General features: G+C 57.0%; 15 protein-coding genes. All 15 read right to left on the bottom strand.

The genetic code is table 11. From position 1 onward, the window contains the following. Nucleotides 1-9 precede the first annotated feature (9 nt). Nucleotides 10-771 (bottom strand): tetratricopeptide repeat protein, encoded by a 762-nt coding sequence (locus ACGHM3_RS24110; protein WP_345424973.1) that lies wholly within the window; start codon nt 769-771, stop codon nt 10-12. Further along, entirely contained in the window at nt 758-3,649 is a 2,892-nt protein-coding gene (locus ACGHM3_RS24105; protein ID WP_345424970.1) for a tetratricopeptide repeat protein, read from the bottom strand. The genes ACGHM3_RS24110 and ACGHM3_RS24105 overlap by 14 nt, the downstream gene beginning before the upstream one ends. Then, complete coding sequence (locus tag ACGHM3_RS24100) at nt 3,646-5,613, bottom strand: hypothetical protein (protein WP_390517714.1); 1,968 nt, start codon at nt 5,611-5,613, stop codon at nt 3,646-3,648. Before ACGHM3_RS24100 ends, ACGHM3_RS24105 begins: the two co-directional genes overlap by 4 nt. Beyond that, nucleotides 5,601-6,272, bottom strand: coding sequence for a hypothetical protein (locus ACGHM3_RS24095; RefSeq protein WP_345424965.1), 672 nt, complete (start codon nt 6,270-6,272; stop codon nt 5,601-5,603). The genes ACGHM3_RS24100 and ACGHM3_RS24095 overlap by 13 nt, the downstream gene beginning before the upstream one ends. 474 nt (nt 6,273-6,746) lie before the next feature. Next, nucleotides 6,747-7,784, bottom strand: a complete 1,038-nt coding sequence (locus ACGHM3_RS24090; RefSeq protein ID WP_345424962.1) for an FAD:protein FMN transferase — start codon at nt 7,782-7,784, stop codon at nt 6,747-6,749. After that, complete coding sequence (locus ACGHM3_RS24085) at nt 7,772-8,560, bottom strand: type II secretion system protein N (protein WP_345424960.1); 789 nt, start codon at nt 8,558-8,560, stop codon at nt 7,772-7,774. The genes ACGHM3_RS24090 and ACGHM3_RS24085 overlap by 13 nt, the downstream gene beginning before the upstream one ends. Before the next feature lie 8 nt (nt 8,561-8,568). After that, nucleotides 8,569-9,048 carry a type II secretion system protein M gene (locus ACGHM3_RS24080; RefSeq protein WP_345424957.1) on the bottom strand — a complete coding sequence of 160 codons (480 nt, stop codon included), beginning with the start codon at nt 9,046-9,048 and terminating at the stop codon, nt 8,569-8,571. Then, the gene (gspL, locus tag ACGHM3_RS24075; RefSeq protein WP_345424955.1) at nt 9,045-10,289 is read right to left on the bottom strand and encodes a type II secretion system protein GspL; all 1,245 of its coding nucleotides are present in this window, start codon (nt 10,287-10,289) and stop codon (nt 9,045-9,047) included. The genes ACGHM3_RS24080 and gspL overlap by 4 nt, the downstream gene beginning before the upstream one ends. A gap of 70 nt (nt 10,290-10,359) precedes the next feature. After that, a complete protein-coding gene (gene gspK / locus ACGHM3_RS24070) occupies nt 10,360-11,397 on the bottom strand; it encodes a type II secretion system minor pseudopilin GspK (protein WP_345424953.1) in 1,038 nt (345 codons plus the stop codon). Then, on the bottom strand, nt 11,397-12,038 hold the full coding sequence (gene gspJ / locus ACGHM3_RS24065; RefSeq protein ID WP_345424950.1) for a type II secretion system minor pseudopilin GspJ: 642 nt from the start codon (nt 12,036-12,038) through the stop codon (nt 11,397-11,399). Before gspJ ends, gspK begins: the two co-directional genes overlap by 1 nt. After that, nucleotides 12,001-12,417, bottom strand: a complete 417-nt coding sequence (gspI, locus tag ACGHM3_RS24060; protein WP_345424948.1) for a type II secretion system minor pseudopilin GspI — start codon at nt 12,415-12,417, stop codon at nt 12,001-12,003. Before gspI ends, gspJ begins: the two co-directional genes overlap by 38 nt. Continuing rightward, nucleotides 12,418-13,020 (bottom strand): prepilin-type N-terminal cleavage/methylation domain-containing protein, encoded by a 603-nt coding sequence (locus tag ACGHM3_RS24055; RefSeq protein ID WP_345424945.1) that lies wholly within the window; start codon nt 13,018-13,020, stop codon nt 12,418-12,420. Between the two features lie 3 nt (nt 13,021-13,023). Then, complete coding sequence (gspG, locus tag ACGHM3_RS24050) at nt 13,024-13,467, bottom strand: type II secretion system major pseudopilin GspG (protein ID WP_345424943.1); 444 nt, start codon at nt 13,465-13,467, stop codon at nt 13,024-13,026. Nucleotides 13,468-13,532: 65 nt separating this feature from the next. Further along, a complete protein-coding gene (gene gspF / locus ACGHM3_RS24045; protein WP_345424941.1) occupies nt 13,533-14,786 on the bottom strand; it encodes a type II secretion system inner membrane protein GspF in 1,254 nt (417 codons plus the stop codon). A 3-nt stretch (nt 14,787-14,789) separates the two neighbouring features. After that, on the bottom strand, nt 14,790-16,343 hold the full coding sequence (gene gspE / locus ACGHM3_RS24040) for a type II secretion system ATPase GspE (protein WP_345424938.1): 1,554 nt from the start codon (nt 16,341-16,343) through the stop codon (nt 14,790-14,792). Nucleotide 16,344 lies beyond the last annotated feature (1 nt).

The raw sequence follows: 16,344 nt of genomic DNA, 5'->3' as shown, positions 1-16,344 counted from the left end.
TTGCCCCTGTTAAGAATTGATATCCAGTCGACGTTGTAAATCCCGTATCCAGCCTTTTAGGGCGCGCTCGGGTTCTTCTTCTAACTGGCTGTAGCGTTGGTAGTGGGCCAGGGCTTGTTCGAGTTTGCCCATGTATAGGTCGTACAAAATGGCGATGTTGCGGTGGCTCTCGGGGTGGTCTGGCCATACCCGCAGGGCCTGTGTGTAGAGGGTTTCAGCCTCGGCAAACTTACCCTGTTTGCGCTTGAGTATCGCCAACTGGTTGTAGGCGTTCACGTTTAGGCTGTTGGTTTGGATGGCTTTTTTATAGCTGTTTTCGGCCAGTTCAGGCCGTTCGGTGGCCTCGTACACAATGCCTAAATTCAGCAGCGGGCCGGATAAACGCGGTGCTGCCAGGGCCAGCTCTTGCCAGGCGAGCTCGGCCTCTGGCCAGTTTTTGTCGCGGTGGAATTCCAAGGCGCGGTCAAATAACTTTTGCACGCTTTCGGATACCGGCTGGGCGTTGGCCAAATAGGGGTTGGGCATGGCGGCCGGCACGCTGGGCACGCCGTTTTCGTCCACGCTGGCGGCGGGGGTTGGGCTGGCCAGGTCGATGCTTACCGGTATGCCCTCTTCACCCGGTGGTAGGGCTTCTACCTCTAAGGTGGTGCCGGCGCTGGCGGGTGCGGATTCGGTTTGCGGCACGGATAGCGGCGGCGGCGAGGTAAACCCGGCGCAGGCGGATAACAACGCGGTGGCGCTGGCAAGCGCAGCCAGATTAGTAAATTTCATCACTGACCTCGATGCCTTTTTCGGGCTTGTTGAAGCGGCCCGGCAGTAGCTTGCGCAGGGATTCAAAGCTGTCTTTTACCCATTGATCGTAAATGCCCGACCAACTGCGCTGGCTGTTGGCGGTGTGAATTTGAATGGCCCGGTCGCCAAACGGCAGCGCTTGTTCTTCCAATAGGATTTCGTACTGTTCCAGCTCCAGGGCGGAGAGGCCCTTGGGCCGTTCGGAATCCATTAAATCTTCACTCAGCGAGGCGTAGATTTCGCCAATGCGGTAGTTGGATTTGGTGGTGAATTCTTCCACGCCGTAGCTGAGGGTTTTTTCATAGCCTTTTAGGGCCACCTCTAGCGCTTTCTTTTTGCGGTTGAGGCTGGTTTTTAACGGCAAGGTTAATTTAATGCGGTTAAAGCTGTTGAAATGTTGGTCGGCCAAATCGTTGGCAGACCACGCCGCCAGGTACAAGCTGCGCGGAGTGGCGGTCTTGGCTGCATCGTGGGCGGAGATCAGCTTTTGCAGCCAAAAATTGCGCTTGGTGCCATCGCCGGTGGTTTGGTACAGCTCGGTGAGCTTGTACTGGGCCTCGATGTTATCCGCAAACGGCGCCGGGTAGGTGTGGGCATAGCTGCGGTAAAACTCAATGGCGCTGGGGTAGTCTTTGGCTTTTTCGTACAGTTCGGCCACCAAATAGGTGGATTGCCGCTGAAACTCTGGGTCGGCGTCGGTTTTCATCACCGTGCGCAGCTCGTCGGCGGCGGCGGACCAGTTCTCCAGCGCTTGGTACACCACCACCAGCTTGGCGGCGATGTTTTCGGTGAGTGGGTCTTGCGGGTATTTGCTGCGGTATTCCAGCAGCAGGCTGCGGGCTTCGTCGTTGCGGCCCAAATCCACCAGGTAGTTGGCGGCATCGTAGTGGGCGGTGCGGGCGATGTCGGAATCCGGCAGGCGCGCCTTCACTTGCAGCAGCTGGTCTACGGCGCTGCCCAAATCGCCCTTGGCCACGGATTGCTCGGCGCGTTTGTACAGGCTGGCGGCTAGGCGTTCGTTGATGGAGGCGCGGCGGCTGTCGCCTTCTGGCAGTAGCTCCAGCACTTCGTTGTAGGCCACTTCGGCGTTGTTGTAGTCCTCGGCGTTAAATTGCGCCTGGGCCACAATCAGCCACGCGGTGATCAGCAGTTCGCCTTCCGGCGCGGGCTCCCATTGCACGGCACGCATGCCGGCCTCCACCGCTTTTAGGTTGTCGCCGTTATTGAGTAAGCCCTGGGCCGAGGTAACCAGTACGCTAAGCGCGCGTGGGTCGGCCTGGTAGAGGTCGGAGAATAACAGGCCGTTGTAGACGATTTGCTCTTCCCAATAAATTTGAACATCGGCGGCAGTGGCGGCTTTTTGCAGCTCCTGGGCGAACAAAAAGGCGTTGTAGCCGGCGTTTGCGCCCATTTCCATATCGGTGAGCAATTCATCCAGGAAGTAAGCCACCTTGTGGAACTCCACATAGGCGGGCTCGGTTTGGCCGGCGGCATACAGTGCCTCGGCCAGCAGGTAGTTCATGGTGGCGGTGGCGTCGTCATCTGGGAAGGTGGCCAAAAACTCTCGGTACCACTGGGCCGCCAGCAAAAATTCTTCGTTGATGCGCGCCGGGGTTACCGGTTTGTCTTCGGCCTTAAATTGCTGCTTGGGGTTGGCCGCGAGTGTTTCATCCCACTGCTGAGCGCGGGCGTGGCGGAACTGGGCCAATTCGGTTAAGAATTCGTGCAACGAAGGCAACAGTGGTTCGCGCTCGGCTTCGGTTTTGGCCGCCCAGTATTGGCTGGTGATGCCGTAACGCATGATGTAATCGCGCTTGGCGGTGACGACTTTTTCGGGGAAGCCACCGGCCTCAAACACTTTGACTCGCGCCAGGCTGAATTCCGGCGCGCGCTTATCCAGCTCGTGCTGGTTAACAAAGGTTTGGTAGGTGCTGGCGCTGTCGGTGAAGCGCTGCTTAGAAAGGTATAAGTCGGCCAAGCCAGCATAGAGCAGGTGTTCGTAGTCGCGCCGGCCCAGGCGGGCGTAGGTTTGTTGGATGGTGGTAGAGCCATCCAGGTACGAGAACGACAGGCTCATTACCCGCAGGGTGTCTTCGCACAGGGTGCGGGCGGAGCCGGTTAAGCCGGCCAGCTCGGAGCCATCGCTGAGGTAAACGTCCAATAGTTTGGTAAAAGTGCCCAGGGCATCTTCGTAAACGCCGCGCTTAAATTGGCTCCAGCCCAGCATATACAGGGCGTTTTCGTAGAATTCGGATTTTGGCCCGGCGGCCACTACGGCTTCGTAGCGGGCGGTGGATTCTCGGTAGTCTTCGTCGCTAAAGCTGCGTTCGGCCTGGCGGAAGAAAGCCTCGGCTAGGTAGGGCGAGTTGGGGAATTCTTTGGCGATTTGCTCTAGGGTGGCGTCGGCCTTGTCGTTTTGGCCGTCCAGCGCGTAGGCCTTGGATAACTGGTACAACAACTCGTCCACGCTGGTGCCCTTGCCCACGGCGGCAGGCTGCATGCGCTGCAGGTCGATGAGCTCCTGGTACATGGTAATGGCGTTGCCAAAATAGGAGGCATCGGCCACTTCCGATTCTACCAAATCGGTTTCGCTACGGGCCATTTCCAGGCCGGCTAGGCGAATTAAAATCTTGCGCCGGGTTTCCGGTTGGTTGGCGGTGGTGAGCGCTTGTTGGTAGCGCTTTTCGATCTCGGCCAGCTCAATTTTGGGCACCGGTTTGGTTGGGTCTGGCATAACGGCGGGTTGTATATCCGCCAGCGTAGGGCCGGTTTTTACCGTGCGTTGGCCATCGAAGCTGCTGCAGGCGGCCAGGGTGCTGATGGCTGAGGCCAGGGCTAGGCGTTGCAGAGTGTTCATTGCTCGCCCTCCCCGCTTATGCCATCGGAAATGGGGGCGTCTTCGGGGCTTAGGGCGCGGCCATCGTATAAGCGAGCGACAGCCAGGCGGGCCTCGGCTAAAAAGAAATTCACCCGCGCTTGCTGGCCGTTTAATTCAGTTAGTAAGGTGGCGGTTAGCTCGTCGCTGAGTTTGCTCATGGTGCCGTCTAGCTGGGCTTGCTCACCGGCCACTCGGCTTTGCATGGCGGCCAAGCGGCCGGCCATGGGGGCAAGGTCATCGGCGTTATCCACCAGGCCGCGCACGCGGTCGTAGGCTTCGCCCATTTGTTTGATCTCGGCGTTTACCGTGGCCAGGTTGCCCTGCGCTTGGTACAGGTTGGCGTGGTAATTTTGCGCCTGCTGCCAGTACAGCAGGCCGTACAGCAATTGGGCTTTTTCGGCCTGCTCGGCGGGGATGTCTTCGGCCAGCTCTTGGCTTAGGGCCAGGGCGTTTTCGGCCCGCTCGGTGAGGGCTTTTTGCGCTTGCTCGGTAAAGGCTAGGTAGTCTTTTTGCGTGCTAATGCGGTCGATCTCGTTTTGCAGTTGCCACTGTTGCTCGTACAGGGCCTTCATAATGGCGGGGTAGTCGAGCTGTTCGATGTTTTCTCGTTGGGCAATGCGAAAAGCCACCCGTGCCTGGGTTAGCTCTTCGTAGTTATCGAGTTTCTGTTGCCAGCTGTCGAGCCGGTCTTTCATGCCTTGTAGGTCGCGCAGGCGCTGGGTTTGGGTTTGGAACTGGTTTTGCGCGATCAATTTGTGCAGGTAATTGATAACCCCGGCGGTGTCTGGCTCTACGCCCTCAAGCCAGCTGCTATTACCCGAGGCGGTGAGGCCTAGAATTTCCAGCAGGTTAGCGCTGTTGAGTTGTTCGCGGGCTTCACTTATACGGCCGAGCTCTTGCTCGTAGGCGGTTTCGGCGTTGCTGTAGGCCAGCAGTGCTTCGCCAATGGCGCCAAGTTTTTCGTAGGCGTAGGGAATGGCCAGTTGAGCCTCTTGCACCTCGGGGGATACGCTGTCCCGGCGCAGTAACTCTTGCCATGGGGCCAAGGCTTGGTTGAGTTTGTTTTGGTTGAAAGCCGCCCAGCCGCTGCCCAACAGCGCTTGGTTGGCTTGGCCGCCCTCTAACCGAACTTGGTTAAAGGTGTTGTAAGCGCGAAAATAATTGCCGGTGGCCAGCAGTGAATAACCGGCGGCGGTGCGGGCGCGGTCTTGCAGGGCCAGGGCCACGTTTGGGTCGGCGCTGGCGGTGGTTACGGGTTTATCGTACACCGGCTCGTAATACAGAATGGCGTCTTCGTAGCGCTGTTGCCGGCCGTAGGCCGAGGCCAGGTTGTAATGCAAAAAGCCCCAGTTGGGGAATTCTTTTGGCAGTTGATCTACCCGCTCAATGGCCTCGCTGTAGTTTTCGGTGCGAATCAGCAAATTAATGGCGATGGATTCGGCTTCATCGCGCATGGCCTGGCCCATGGTTTCTGGGTCGAGTTTGTCCAGGTAACTTTGGGCATCGCTCCAGTAGCCGCGCATGTAGGCCAGCTTGGCCAAATAAAACCAGGCGGTGTTGTGAGCTTGGGCAGATTGCTCGCTGTCGAGCAACGTATTAAAAATGTGCCCGGCGGTGGTTTGCATACCAAACGCCAGGCTGATGCCGCCCTCAATAATTTTGGGGTTAACGCCGTGGCCCTGAATACCGCCTTGGTATTCGGCCATTTGCAGCTCGGTGAGGGCGTTGAAGTAATCTTTTTGGTAGTAGTGATACAGGGCAACGCCGTAGCGTAGGTCGGCCACTTCGGTGAGGGGTTTTACCGGGTCTTCGCCGCCGGCGGGGATGGCCGCATGGCTATTAAATGCCAAGCCAGTAAAGGCCACGGCAGTGCACGCGGTGCTCCACACCACCGCGCTGCGTTTTATGGCGGCTAACAGCGGTTTTAACATTACAACTGCCATTCTTTAATACTGAATTCCGGCTGTTGTTTGGAGGTAGAGTCGATGATTTTAAGCTCGTACACCTTGCCGCTGGTTTGTTTGTCTATGATGACTTCGGCCGCGCGCTTGTACTCGCGCCCCTCTGGGCCAATGCCAATAAAAAACGCGGTGAGGTTGTGCTCGCCGGTTTTTAGGTTGCCTACGTACAAACGCTGCACGCCACCGCGCAGCAGGGCATCGATTTGATGCTCGGTGTACAACTCGCTGGCGATGAGCTGATCATCGATGTGCACTTTGACGGAATCCAGTTGGAAGTACTCGCCTACGTCCACCGATAAATACAGCGCAATTTGGTTGTTGGCTGGGTACAGCAGTTCTTCTTCTAGGATGAGAAGGTCACGGTTAAGGGTGAGCAGCTGTTGCTTTAGGGTTTCGATTTCGTCGGCCACCGGTGCGGGTTCTGGCTCTGGCTCCGGCTCGGGTTCTTCGGCTTGAATTTGTGCCTCTGGGGCGATTTCCACCTCAAGCTCGATGCCCTCTTGTGGCAGTGGGTCTTGGGCAACCGTTTGCGTGTCGGTTTGGGCGTGGCTTAGGCTCGCGAATAGCGCCAGCAGCGCACCCATTGCTAGGCCTCGGCGGGCGCTTGGGGTGCGTGTGCAGTGGGAAAAAAGTGCGAACATGAAACCGGTTTCTCCTAAATGTTCTGCCAGCGTTGGCGGTGGCAGGTCTTCCTAGTGGTGGTGCGGTTGCACCCAGGCACTGTGGGCAAAGGCGTAAGTATAAGTGCTTAAGTATAAATTAAGGTGTTAAACCTTGGGTGCCTATAAACGCACACTGACGCCCTTCTGTGCTAAAAAATTTTGGTCAGACAAAGCTTTTGTGATTCTGGTCACCCTTCTCTGAATGCGGCCTAAAGGGTGACGAAAAACTCGTGGTGCAGCGCACAATTGTATTCTAATCACAAATGTATAAATAAGCTCTGATTTACTGGAGCCGTCCAGACAGACAATTAGCACTGCAAAAAGCGCGTTTAACGTTGCTTTACAGGGCACTTTAAAACTGCTCAGCCTACCCAATTTTGGCCTAGCCATTGTAACGGCTATTGCCTAAGCCCATGCAAAAGCCATTGTAAAAGTCGTTTTACCTAACACCAGTTACGGCGGCGTTAAACCAGCCGAGTAATGCACTTGGCCTTCGCTGGTGATGACGATGGCCTCGTAACCGGGCACTTGGTTGATCATGGCAAGGCCGGCGTCTACCCCCATCACAAACACGGCGGTGGACAGCGGGTCGGTATTGCTGCCGCTGGGGCCGATGACGGTGGCACTGATGATGCCCTTGCTGGATTTACCGGTTTTAGGGTTAAGAATGTGGTGGATGCGCTGGCCGCTGTGGCTGTCGATAAAATAGCGTTCGTAATCGCCGGAGGTGGAAATGGCCTCGTTGGTGAGCGGCAGTTTTATTACGCTTTGCCACTGTTCATCAGCGGATTGTGGGCGCGGGTTTTTAATGCCGATTAACCAGGGCTTGCCCAGATTATCGCCCAGTAACCGGGTGTCGCCGCCGGCGTTAACGCTGCCGTGTTGCACGCCGTGTTGGTGTAACAGTGCCACGGCTTTTTCTACCGCAAAGCCTTTGGCCAGGCCGCCCAAATCAATCTTTACGTTGGCGTGGTTAAAGCTCAGTTGTTGGGTTTTGGGTTGCCACTGTAGCTTACCCACGGCGCTGAGGTTTTGCTTTAGGGTTTGGTTGTTGGGTGCGCTGCCGGTGCGGTAGTCGTAGAGGTGGCCCACGGACGCGTAGGTGATGTCGAAGGCGCCTTGGCTGATGGTGTTAACCCACAGGGCTTTGTCGATGAGTTCGGCAAATTCTGCGCTGAGGGTTTGCGGTTGTTGCGCCGCCAGGCGATTAATTTGGGACAGCTCGCTGGTTTCTAGGTAGGGGCTGTAGGTGGCGTTGATGCGTTCCATTTCTTGCCGCACCAGGCCTAGCAGGTGTTCAGCCTCTTTCGCGTTGGGCCACCAAATGCGGGCACCCACGGTGGTGCCCATGATGGACCAGTTTTGCTCGTGCCACTGGGCGTGGCTGGGGCTTGTGGCCAACAATAGCCAGAGCGTTAGCCATACAGCCTTCCATTTACCCGGCCAAAAGCGGCCAATAAACGGCCTACGCTCGGTGCCTATTGCTGCCATTCAAAGCTGTAACCGCGTTGGCTGCGCTCGCCAATGGTGCCCAGTACGGTGGGCACAATTTGCTGCAAATCTCGGTGGGCGGAATCGCGCACGCCAATTTCGCCGGCCAGGGCCACGCCGTACTCATCGTTGGGGCGCAGGCCTGGATTGTAGTTGATGTCAAGGTCGGCAATCAGTGGGCCGCCGAGGTCAATCAACTTTAGGTTAACGCCGCCGCGCTGGTCTTCCACTAAGTTGCCACCAAAGCTGCCCAGGTTTATCCAGTTGGCGCCGTCGTGGTAGGCGCCGTTGCGCCAGGACAGATTACCGGTCATTTGGCGCACTTGGTTGCCGATGAGTGTGCCTTCTTCGATCATCATGGACAGCTCGCCGCTGAGGCTGGCGGGCACCCACATATCCAATACCGTGGCCGGTAAGTTAACGCTGAAATCGGTTAGGTCTACCCGTTGATCACGGCCGCAAACGTCGCCGGTGGCGGTTTGGTTTTGGTAGATAAACGAGACGTGGGAGCAGGGCTTCATGGTGATCAGCGACAGCGGTTTTAGGCGCCAATCGAATTTGCCCAGGCTGTATAAATCGCCGTTGACGTTGAGCAAGGCGGTGCCGGCGGTGCCGCGCCAGAAGGTGCCTTGGATTTCTGCCAGGGACAGGCCCGGTACGGCCTTGGTAAACACAAAGGCGGCCAAATTGGCGGGTATTTTAACGATGATTAACACCACCAGCAGTACCAGCAACGTCAACCACAGCCAAAAATTGGAAAGGATGTTTTTGTTCATGGGATGTCCTATCGCGCTAAACGCATGCTCACCGAAACCCGGCCGCTGGCTCGGGTGGGGGTGATGGTAAGCTCGCGCGTTACCAAGCTGTGGTTGGCTTCCATATCCACCAGCCAGGTTATAAAACTGTTGTAGGCTACGTCGTCCAGTCGCAGGCGCACCTCGCCGTCGCGTACTGGCTGGAAGCTGCTCATGTTCATGCCACCGGCGCGCAGGCTGCTGTCGATCAACTCACTAAGTTGGACCTCGGCGGCGTCGCTTGGGTCGGCGGTCATGCGGTACTGTTTTAGCTCCTGGGCCATGTTGCGCACCCGGCTTAGGCTCTCGGCGGAGGCGCGGGTAGAAACAATTTGCTGCTCTACGGCTTTGGTGGAGGGTTGCACCAGGGCCCACCAAATCAGCGCCAGTGCCACAGCAACGACGCAAATTAACAGCGCGGTTTGGTCCCGGCGGGACAGCGTATTCCAATAGTTGCTTAGGGAATTCACGGTGCGCTCCTTATGCGAAGGCGGGCCTGCACGCCGTCGTCAACACTGGAGGTGCCCAGTAGTTCGGCTTGCAGGCGTTGGTTTTCTAAGGTGGATCGCAGTTGGTCGATTTGTTGGAAATCCGGCGATTCAATGTTAAGGCGCATGTCACCATCCACGTAGTGCAGGTTGCGGATGGTGAGATCTTTGTTGATGTTCAAGACAGGGCCAACGGTGGCTAATAAGGCCACGGCGCCGTCGCTGTCATCGCTGCTGCTGCTTTTATAGCGCGATAGCTGCGAGGCCAATTGCCGCTCCGGTTCTACCAGGGAGCCCTGGGGCACCACCGAGCGGTAGGCCTGCTCGCTGGCGGCCAGGTATTCGCGTTGCTCGCCTTTCAGTTGCGCCAGGGTTACCCAGTTGCTCACCAAATAAATGCCCAGGGCGACGCCGGCGACGATGGCGGCGGGCTTCCAGGTTTGCCACCAGCGTGCGATGGGCAGGGTGCGGCTGAGCTCTTGTTGGCGTAGGTTGAGAGCGGGCAGTAGGTCCAGCGAGAGGCTGAGCCATTGATCCCACTGGGCACTGGTGGCGCGCTCTTGCAGGCGCTCGGGCAGTTGCTCTTGCAGGGTTTGCAGGTCTTCGAAGTTTTGCCCCAGCAATTTGATTTGATCGGGGATGTCGTCTTCTTCACTGCTGCCCACCAGGGACAGTAGGCTGTCGGCCAATATGGCCAGGGGCACGGTGAAGGCCAGATCGTGGGCGTAGCGCACTTCTACCGGGGCTTCACCGCCCAACCAGCGTAGACTCCAGGTGCCTTCGGCCCAGGGCAACAGCAGCGGTAATGGGGTGCACACCGCCACTTCGATGTCGGCCAGATCGAACTGTTCCAGTAAGGCAGAAAGCCAATCCATGGGGGTGTAGGCCACGGCGACTTTATCTGCGTGGAGGCTGCCGTAGGCAAAGTGAAAATCGTCGACATTGCCAATGATGAGTTCTTCTAGCTCATAGGGCATCAGCTTGGCTAGGTGGCGGCGCTGGCTGGCATCAAAGTGGGCCTGCTGCATGACGATCTCGTCGCTGGCCACGGCCAACCATACCTCGGCGTGGCTGGCCTCTTGGGCCTCTTTGAGGCTTTCTAAGGTGCCTGCTTCGGCCTGGCCCATCCAATTGCCGTCTTCCATCAGCCGCCAAGTGAGGCCGGGCTCACTGGGATTTTGGCCAGGAATATGGCTGTCGTAGATCACTACTAATCGGTTCATAGTGCTATTGTTCGATATAAAGTGCGTTATTTAATGGCTGTGTTGTTGTCTTTGCTACTAAACAAATTCACTACAACACAAAATCGTTGTGTCTAATTACTTTGGCTACGCCGTTTTGCCGCTGCAAAATACTGAGCATGGAGCGGCGCTGGCGGCCCACCTGAACCTTAGCGGTTAGGAAGAAAAAATCGCTGGCGACGACTAACCCTTCGGAGGACAGATCCCCCTGGGAAGCCAAGCTCGACGGTACACTGCCGGCTAAGAATTCGGCCACGTCGCCGTAGCCCACGGCGCCGCGTTCCAGTTCTAATGCCTCGCCATCCACCGCCGGTAGGGGCGCCAGTGTGGTGCTGACATTAATGGTGCGCAACAAGGTGCGATCCACCGTATTAATGTTTAACCCGGCGCCGGCGGGCAGCGCCGTTATGTAGGGCTGCAGGGCGGCGAACAGTTCGGGTGTCATACCTTTTACCCAGCGCAGTTCGGTGACGCTGGTGAGCAGCCGGTTGGCCGGGGTTACCGGTGGGTCCTGCCGCTGGTAGTACAGTGACTCGGCGCCGCCAAAGCCGAATTCTTGGTCGTCGGCGTCGATCCAATCGACGATGGCCTCGAGTATTTCGATGGCCGCGCTAACGTCCATGGGTTGCTCTTCGTTGAGCAATTGCAGTAGCCGAATAAACCGCCGTTGGTCCGCGGTGAAACGTTTCGGGCTGGTGGGCCCGGCTTCGTCTTCGGCATCGGCCAGTACGCCTAGGCGGTTTACGTCCAACCGGCTTTGGGCGTCGATAATTTCGCCTTCCATCACGCCTTCGTCCAGCGGGAAGGTTTGCGGCTGGGCCCAGAACTCATCTAGGCTATCGACCATGGCGCCGTTTTCTTGGTCGCTTTTGTAGTCTTGATCCAGGGCGAACATACCCATTTGCTCGGCGCCGAATAGGTATTCCCGAGCTTGGTTGCCGTGGAAGCGGCTTTCGGCCCGCATAAGGCTGCGTTGGTGGTGTGCGCCCATGCCCACGGACAAGCTCACCACCAGCACAAATATCATCAGCGCGGCGATCATCACCGCCCCGCTTTGCCGCTGAATATTGCTGTGCTTCAGCCTGCCCACTAGCCGTTCTCCAACACAATAAGCCGCGTAATTTTGCCAAAACGGGCGGTCTCTATATTGACCTCCACCGCGGCCGGCACGCCGGATTTGCCCTCATCCGGCCAGCGCTCCAGCCAGGGGCCGTCGGCGTTGGGGGCATCGGCGGGCAGAAAGCGCATTGAGAAATCCTCAACCTCTTCCATTAATGGCAGTTGTTGCGCGTCTTCAATACGGGCGTCGATGGTCTCTGGCCAAGAATCCCGAAACAGGGTTTTGGTGTCTGGGTCCCAGCGATAGCCCACTTGCAGCAGCGCACTGCGTATTAACCCACCGGGGTTGGGCCGCCCGGCGCGGATAAATTTTAAGTTGTAGTCGTCGTCGGCCTCGGTGCTAAAGCCACCGGGCACCACCACGTTGTAAAGCCGAGTGTCGCGGTTGATCAGGTTGCGAAAATCGGCTTCCAATAAGTACATGGAGCGGCTGAGGTCGTCTACCTCGGCCATGTTCTCCTGGCTGGTTTCGGTACCAGTAATGGCCACCGAAAGCGTTTGGTAGGCCAAAAATACCAGCAGCATACCGATGGCAAAGGCCACCAGTACCTCGAGCAGGGTAAACCCGCCCTGGCTACTGCTGTTGCTGCTGAGTCTGCGGTTTTGGTTCATACACAAACCCCGATAACTCGGCGGTTGGGTTGTCGTCGACCTGCTCTTGGTTGCGCGACACCTTAACGGTGATGCGACGCAGTTCGTCGACATCGGTTACTTTACTGTCCACTAAAAAATGCCATTCAAAGCCGGCCATTTCTTGGGTGCCGGTTTCTCGCCCGTTCAGCACGCGGCCGGTAAGGCGGTAATTTAAGCGCTGGGCGTTGAGCTGATTCACGGCCACCCAATCGGCGATGGTTTGCTCGCGAATGTGAATCACGTTGTTGGCTTGGGTGCTCATCATGGCAATCAGCGCCGGCAGGGCAAAGGCGATAATGCCCAGTGCCACCATTACCTCAATTAGGGTAAAGCCGCGTTGATGTTTGGCCCTGTGCATTTAGCGCCCCTCGGCCAGCAGCTCGGCCTGGTCTGCTCGTTCGCGCCAGCGCACGCGGCCAATTTCGCTGATGTCCATGTGCACGTAGCGGCTTTCGAAGTCGTCTACTTCCCGGGCGGATTGTTCATCCAGGGATAAAATAATGGTGCCTGCCAGGGCTTCGCCACCGCCGTAAAACGTGAGCACCGGCACGGGTTTTTCAAACTCTAACCAGCGATATAAATCCACTGGTTCGTTGTCGATTTCAATGGTTATCTCAACGAATTCTGGCGTTTTAATGGGTGGCAGGGTATCCAGGCTTTGCCACTCGGCATCGCGGAAGCGGTGCCAGGCCAGTTGCCAGTGCTCTTTGTCGTCTTCGCCGATGTCCACCTGGGGCACTAGGCCGATGTGCTCACCGCCAAAGAGCGCTTCATCGGCGCCAAAGCGCAGTTGTTCGTACAAGTCTTCGGCGTAGTCTTGCAGTTCACTGGCAGCATCAAAGCGAATGTTAATCACCGATACCAAGCCAATCAGCATGCCAATCATAAACAGCACCACCATAAGTTCCAGCAGGCTAAAGCCCCGCTGTCGCTGATGTGATGGCAGGTGCTGGCTGGGCATGGTTTACAGCTCTTCTGGGTTGGTCCAGTTGTTGATGTCGGCGTTTTCGCCTTCACCGCCGGGTACGCCATCAGCGCCGTAGGTGAATATGTCGTATTCGTGGCTTTCACCGGGGCTTAGGTAAAGGTATTCGCGGCCCCATGGGTCTATTGGAGTCTTGGATACGTAGCCGCCATCGCGGTATTTGCGGGGTACTGGGTCTAGGCTGGGCTTCTCTACCAGGGATACTAAACCCTGCTCGCTGTTGGGGTACACATAATTATCCAGACGGTACATTTGCAGTGCGGATTCGATATTTTTGAAATCGGCGAACACGCGCTGGGTGTTGGCTTTTTTCAGGTTGCCGATGACGTTGGGGGCAACGATCCCCACCAGCAGACCCATGATGACGAGCACCACCATGATTTCAATCAGTGAGAAGCCGGTTTGGCGAGCTTGCAGTTTCATAGTGAATTCCAAATCTATCTAAGGTGACAATATTGTGTGGGACGATAATGCGCTATTGGCCGCAATTAAACCATTTGGTTCATTTCAAAGATCGGTAGCAGAATCGCCATCATAATTAGTGCAATAGAACCACCCATTAATACCACAATGGCGGGTTCAAAAATGCCCATGGTGGTGGTGAGTTTCATTTCTAGCTCGCGCTCTTGGTTGGTGGCGCAGTGCTTGAGCTGTTTATCCAGGGTGCCGTTGGCTTCACCACTGGCGGTCATTTGCACCAGCAGCGGCGGAAACCAGCCGGCCTGGCGCAGTGCTTTATTGAGCGCGCCGCCCTCTTGCACCACGCGGGTGACATCGGAACAGGCGTTTTGCAGCTCGTTGTTGCCCAGCACCTGGGTGGCAATGCGCAGGGCTTGCAGCAGGGGCACGCCGGATTCAACCAGCAGGCTAAGGGTGCCGGCAAAACGGGAGCTGTCAGCCAGTAATATGACGTCTTTTACCATGGGCACGCGCAACAAAAAGCGGTGCCAACCTCGGCGACGGTTGGGGTGGCGCAGTAAATATTGGAAGCCCACTACACTGGCGGCAATCACCAGCAAGATGAGCCAGCCCCAATTGCTGAGTAAATCACTCACGGCAATTAGGCCACGGGTAAGCAGAGGTAGGGTGCGTTCGTTTTGTTGGAACACTTCCACGAGATCGGGCACCACGAACACCATCAGAATCCCCACCACGCTGACGCTGACGGTCAGCAATACCATGGGGTAAATCATCGCCATTTTGAGCTTGTTGGCGGTGTATTGGTTGCGCTCAATGTACTCCGCCAACTGCTCTAGTACCTGGCCTAAATAACCGGAGGATTCTCCGGCGCGCACCATAGAGCGGTACATGGTGTCGAAGCTTTTGGGGTGCTCGGAAAACGCCTGGGCCAGTGAGTGGCCTTCTAGCACTCGGCTGCGAATGCTCAGCAAAATGGATTGCACCGCTGGCCGCAACGCCTGCTTGGCGGCGGTGTTTAGGGATTCATCCAAGGGCAGGCCGGATTGCAGCAACGAGGCCAATTGCCGGGTCACCAGGGCGCGTTCTTTGGTGTTGAGTTTGGGGGTGAATAAACCACCAAATCCTGCGCCGCCGTCGGCTTTGCCCTTGGCTGCTTTGGGGCCTATTTTGGCCTTTGCTTCCCGCGCCGAGGTGCTAACGCTTAAGGGTTTTAACTGCTGGCCGCGCAATTGCGCGCGCACCTGCCGTTCGCTATCGCCTTCGATAACGCCCTTGATGGTTTTACCGGACGAGTTGATCGCTGTGTAACTGAACGCTGCCATGCTTTATACCGCTGTGGTCACCCGCATGACTTCTTCGATGCTGGTTTCGCCGGCTAGGACGCGGTCGCGGCCGTGCTGGCTGATCGATGGAGATTGTTTACGCGCGGCCTCTTCCAAGGTTTGCTCGCCCACGTCTTCGTGGATGAGTTGGCGCATGTTGTTGTCGATATCCACCCACTCGTAAATGGCGCTTCGGCCACGGTAGCCCTGGTGATGGCAGTCTTCACAGCCGCCAGGGCGGTAGATGGTGGTGGTGGACTGCAAATTCAGGTGCTCGCACTCTGAGGGTAATGGGGTGTCGGGGTTTTTGCAGTTATCGCACAGTAAGCGCACCAAGCGCTGGGACATCACCGCGGTGAGCGAGGACGATAACAGGAAGGGCTCAATGCCCATGTCTTGCAAACGTGTTACCGCACCAATGGCGGTGTTGGTGTGCAGGGTAGATAACACCAAGTGGCCGGTTAAACTGGCTTGCACGGCAATGGCGGCGGTTTCTTGGTCGCGGATCTCACCAATCATTACGACGTCCGGGTCCTGACGCAAAATAGCGCGCAGGCCTCGCGCAAAGCTCATATCGATTTTGCTATTAACCTGAGTTTGGCCAATGCCGGGCAACAGGTATTCCACAGGGTCTTCAATGGTTAGGATGTTACGACTGCGGTCGTTAATGTGGCTAAGGCCGGCGTAAAGTGTTGTGGTTTTACCCGAGCCGGTGGGGCCGGTAACCAAAATAATGCCGTGGGGTTTGGCCAGGGCGCCCGCAAAGCCGCTATTGACTTGCTCTGGCATACGAATTTGCGACAGCGACAGCTGGCCGGCGGTGGTATCTAACAATCGCAGTACCACACGTTCGCCGTGGGCTGAGGGAATGGTGGACAAACGAATGTCCAAGCCGTGGCCGGCCAATTTGACCGTGATACGGCCATCCTGGGGCAGACGTTTTTCGGCGATATCCAGCTTGGCCATTACTTTTAAGCGTGACACCAGCAAAGGTGCTAGCACGGCTTTGGGGGAGAGCATTTCGGTAAGCACGCCATCCACCCTGAAGCGCACGGCAACGCGGTCTTCGTAGGGCTCGATGTGGATATCCGAGGCTTTTTCGCGCACGGCTTGGGACAAGATCGCGTTAATTAAGCGGATTACCGGGGCGTCGTCGTTGCCCGAAAGCAGTTCTTTGTCGTCCGACAGTTCTTCGGCAAGGGAGTCTAGGTCGATGTCAGTGCCTAGGTCATCGGCGACCTCATCGGCGGCTTGTTGGGCCGAGCCGCTGGCGCCGTGGTACATGTCTTTAAGCAGCTTTTGGAAGTCGGCATCGCTGATCTGTTGAGTGGTGAAGCGCTCTTTGATGAAGCGTTGCATTTCCAGCAGCAGCGACAGGCGCAGTTGGCCGCGGTACATCAGCTGGCCATCTTTGAAGATTACGCCATGGTTGCTGGCGTAACTGAACGGCAGTACGGTGCCTCTGGGCGGCGTAATTTGCACGGTTTGGTCGATGTCCTGCGGGATTGGTGCGGACTCGAACTGTGCGAATTCATTGGCTAGCGGATCTTCGGCCATG

Origin of the sequence: Halioxenophilus aromaticivorans (genome assembly GCF_042850945.1) — a bacterium.
GTDB classification, from domain to species: domain Bacteria; phylum Pseudomonadota; class Gammaproteobacteria; order Pseudomonadales; family Cellvibrionaceae; genus Halioxenophilus; species Halioxenophilus aromaticivorans.
This window is presented reverse-complemented; position numbering and strand designations above follow the sequence as displayed.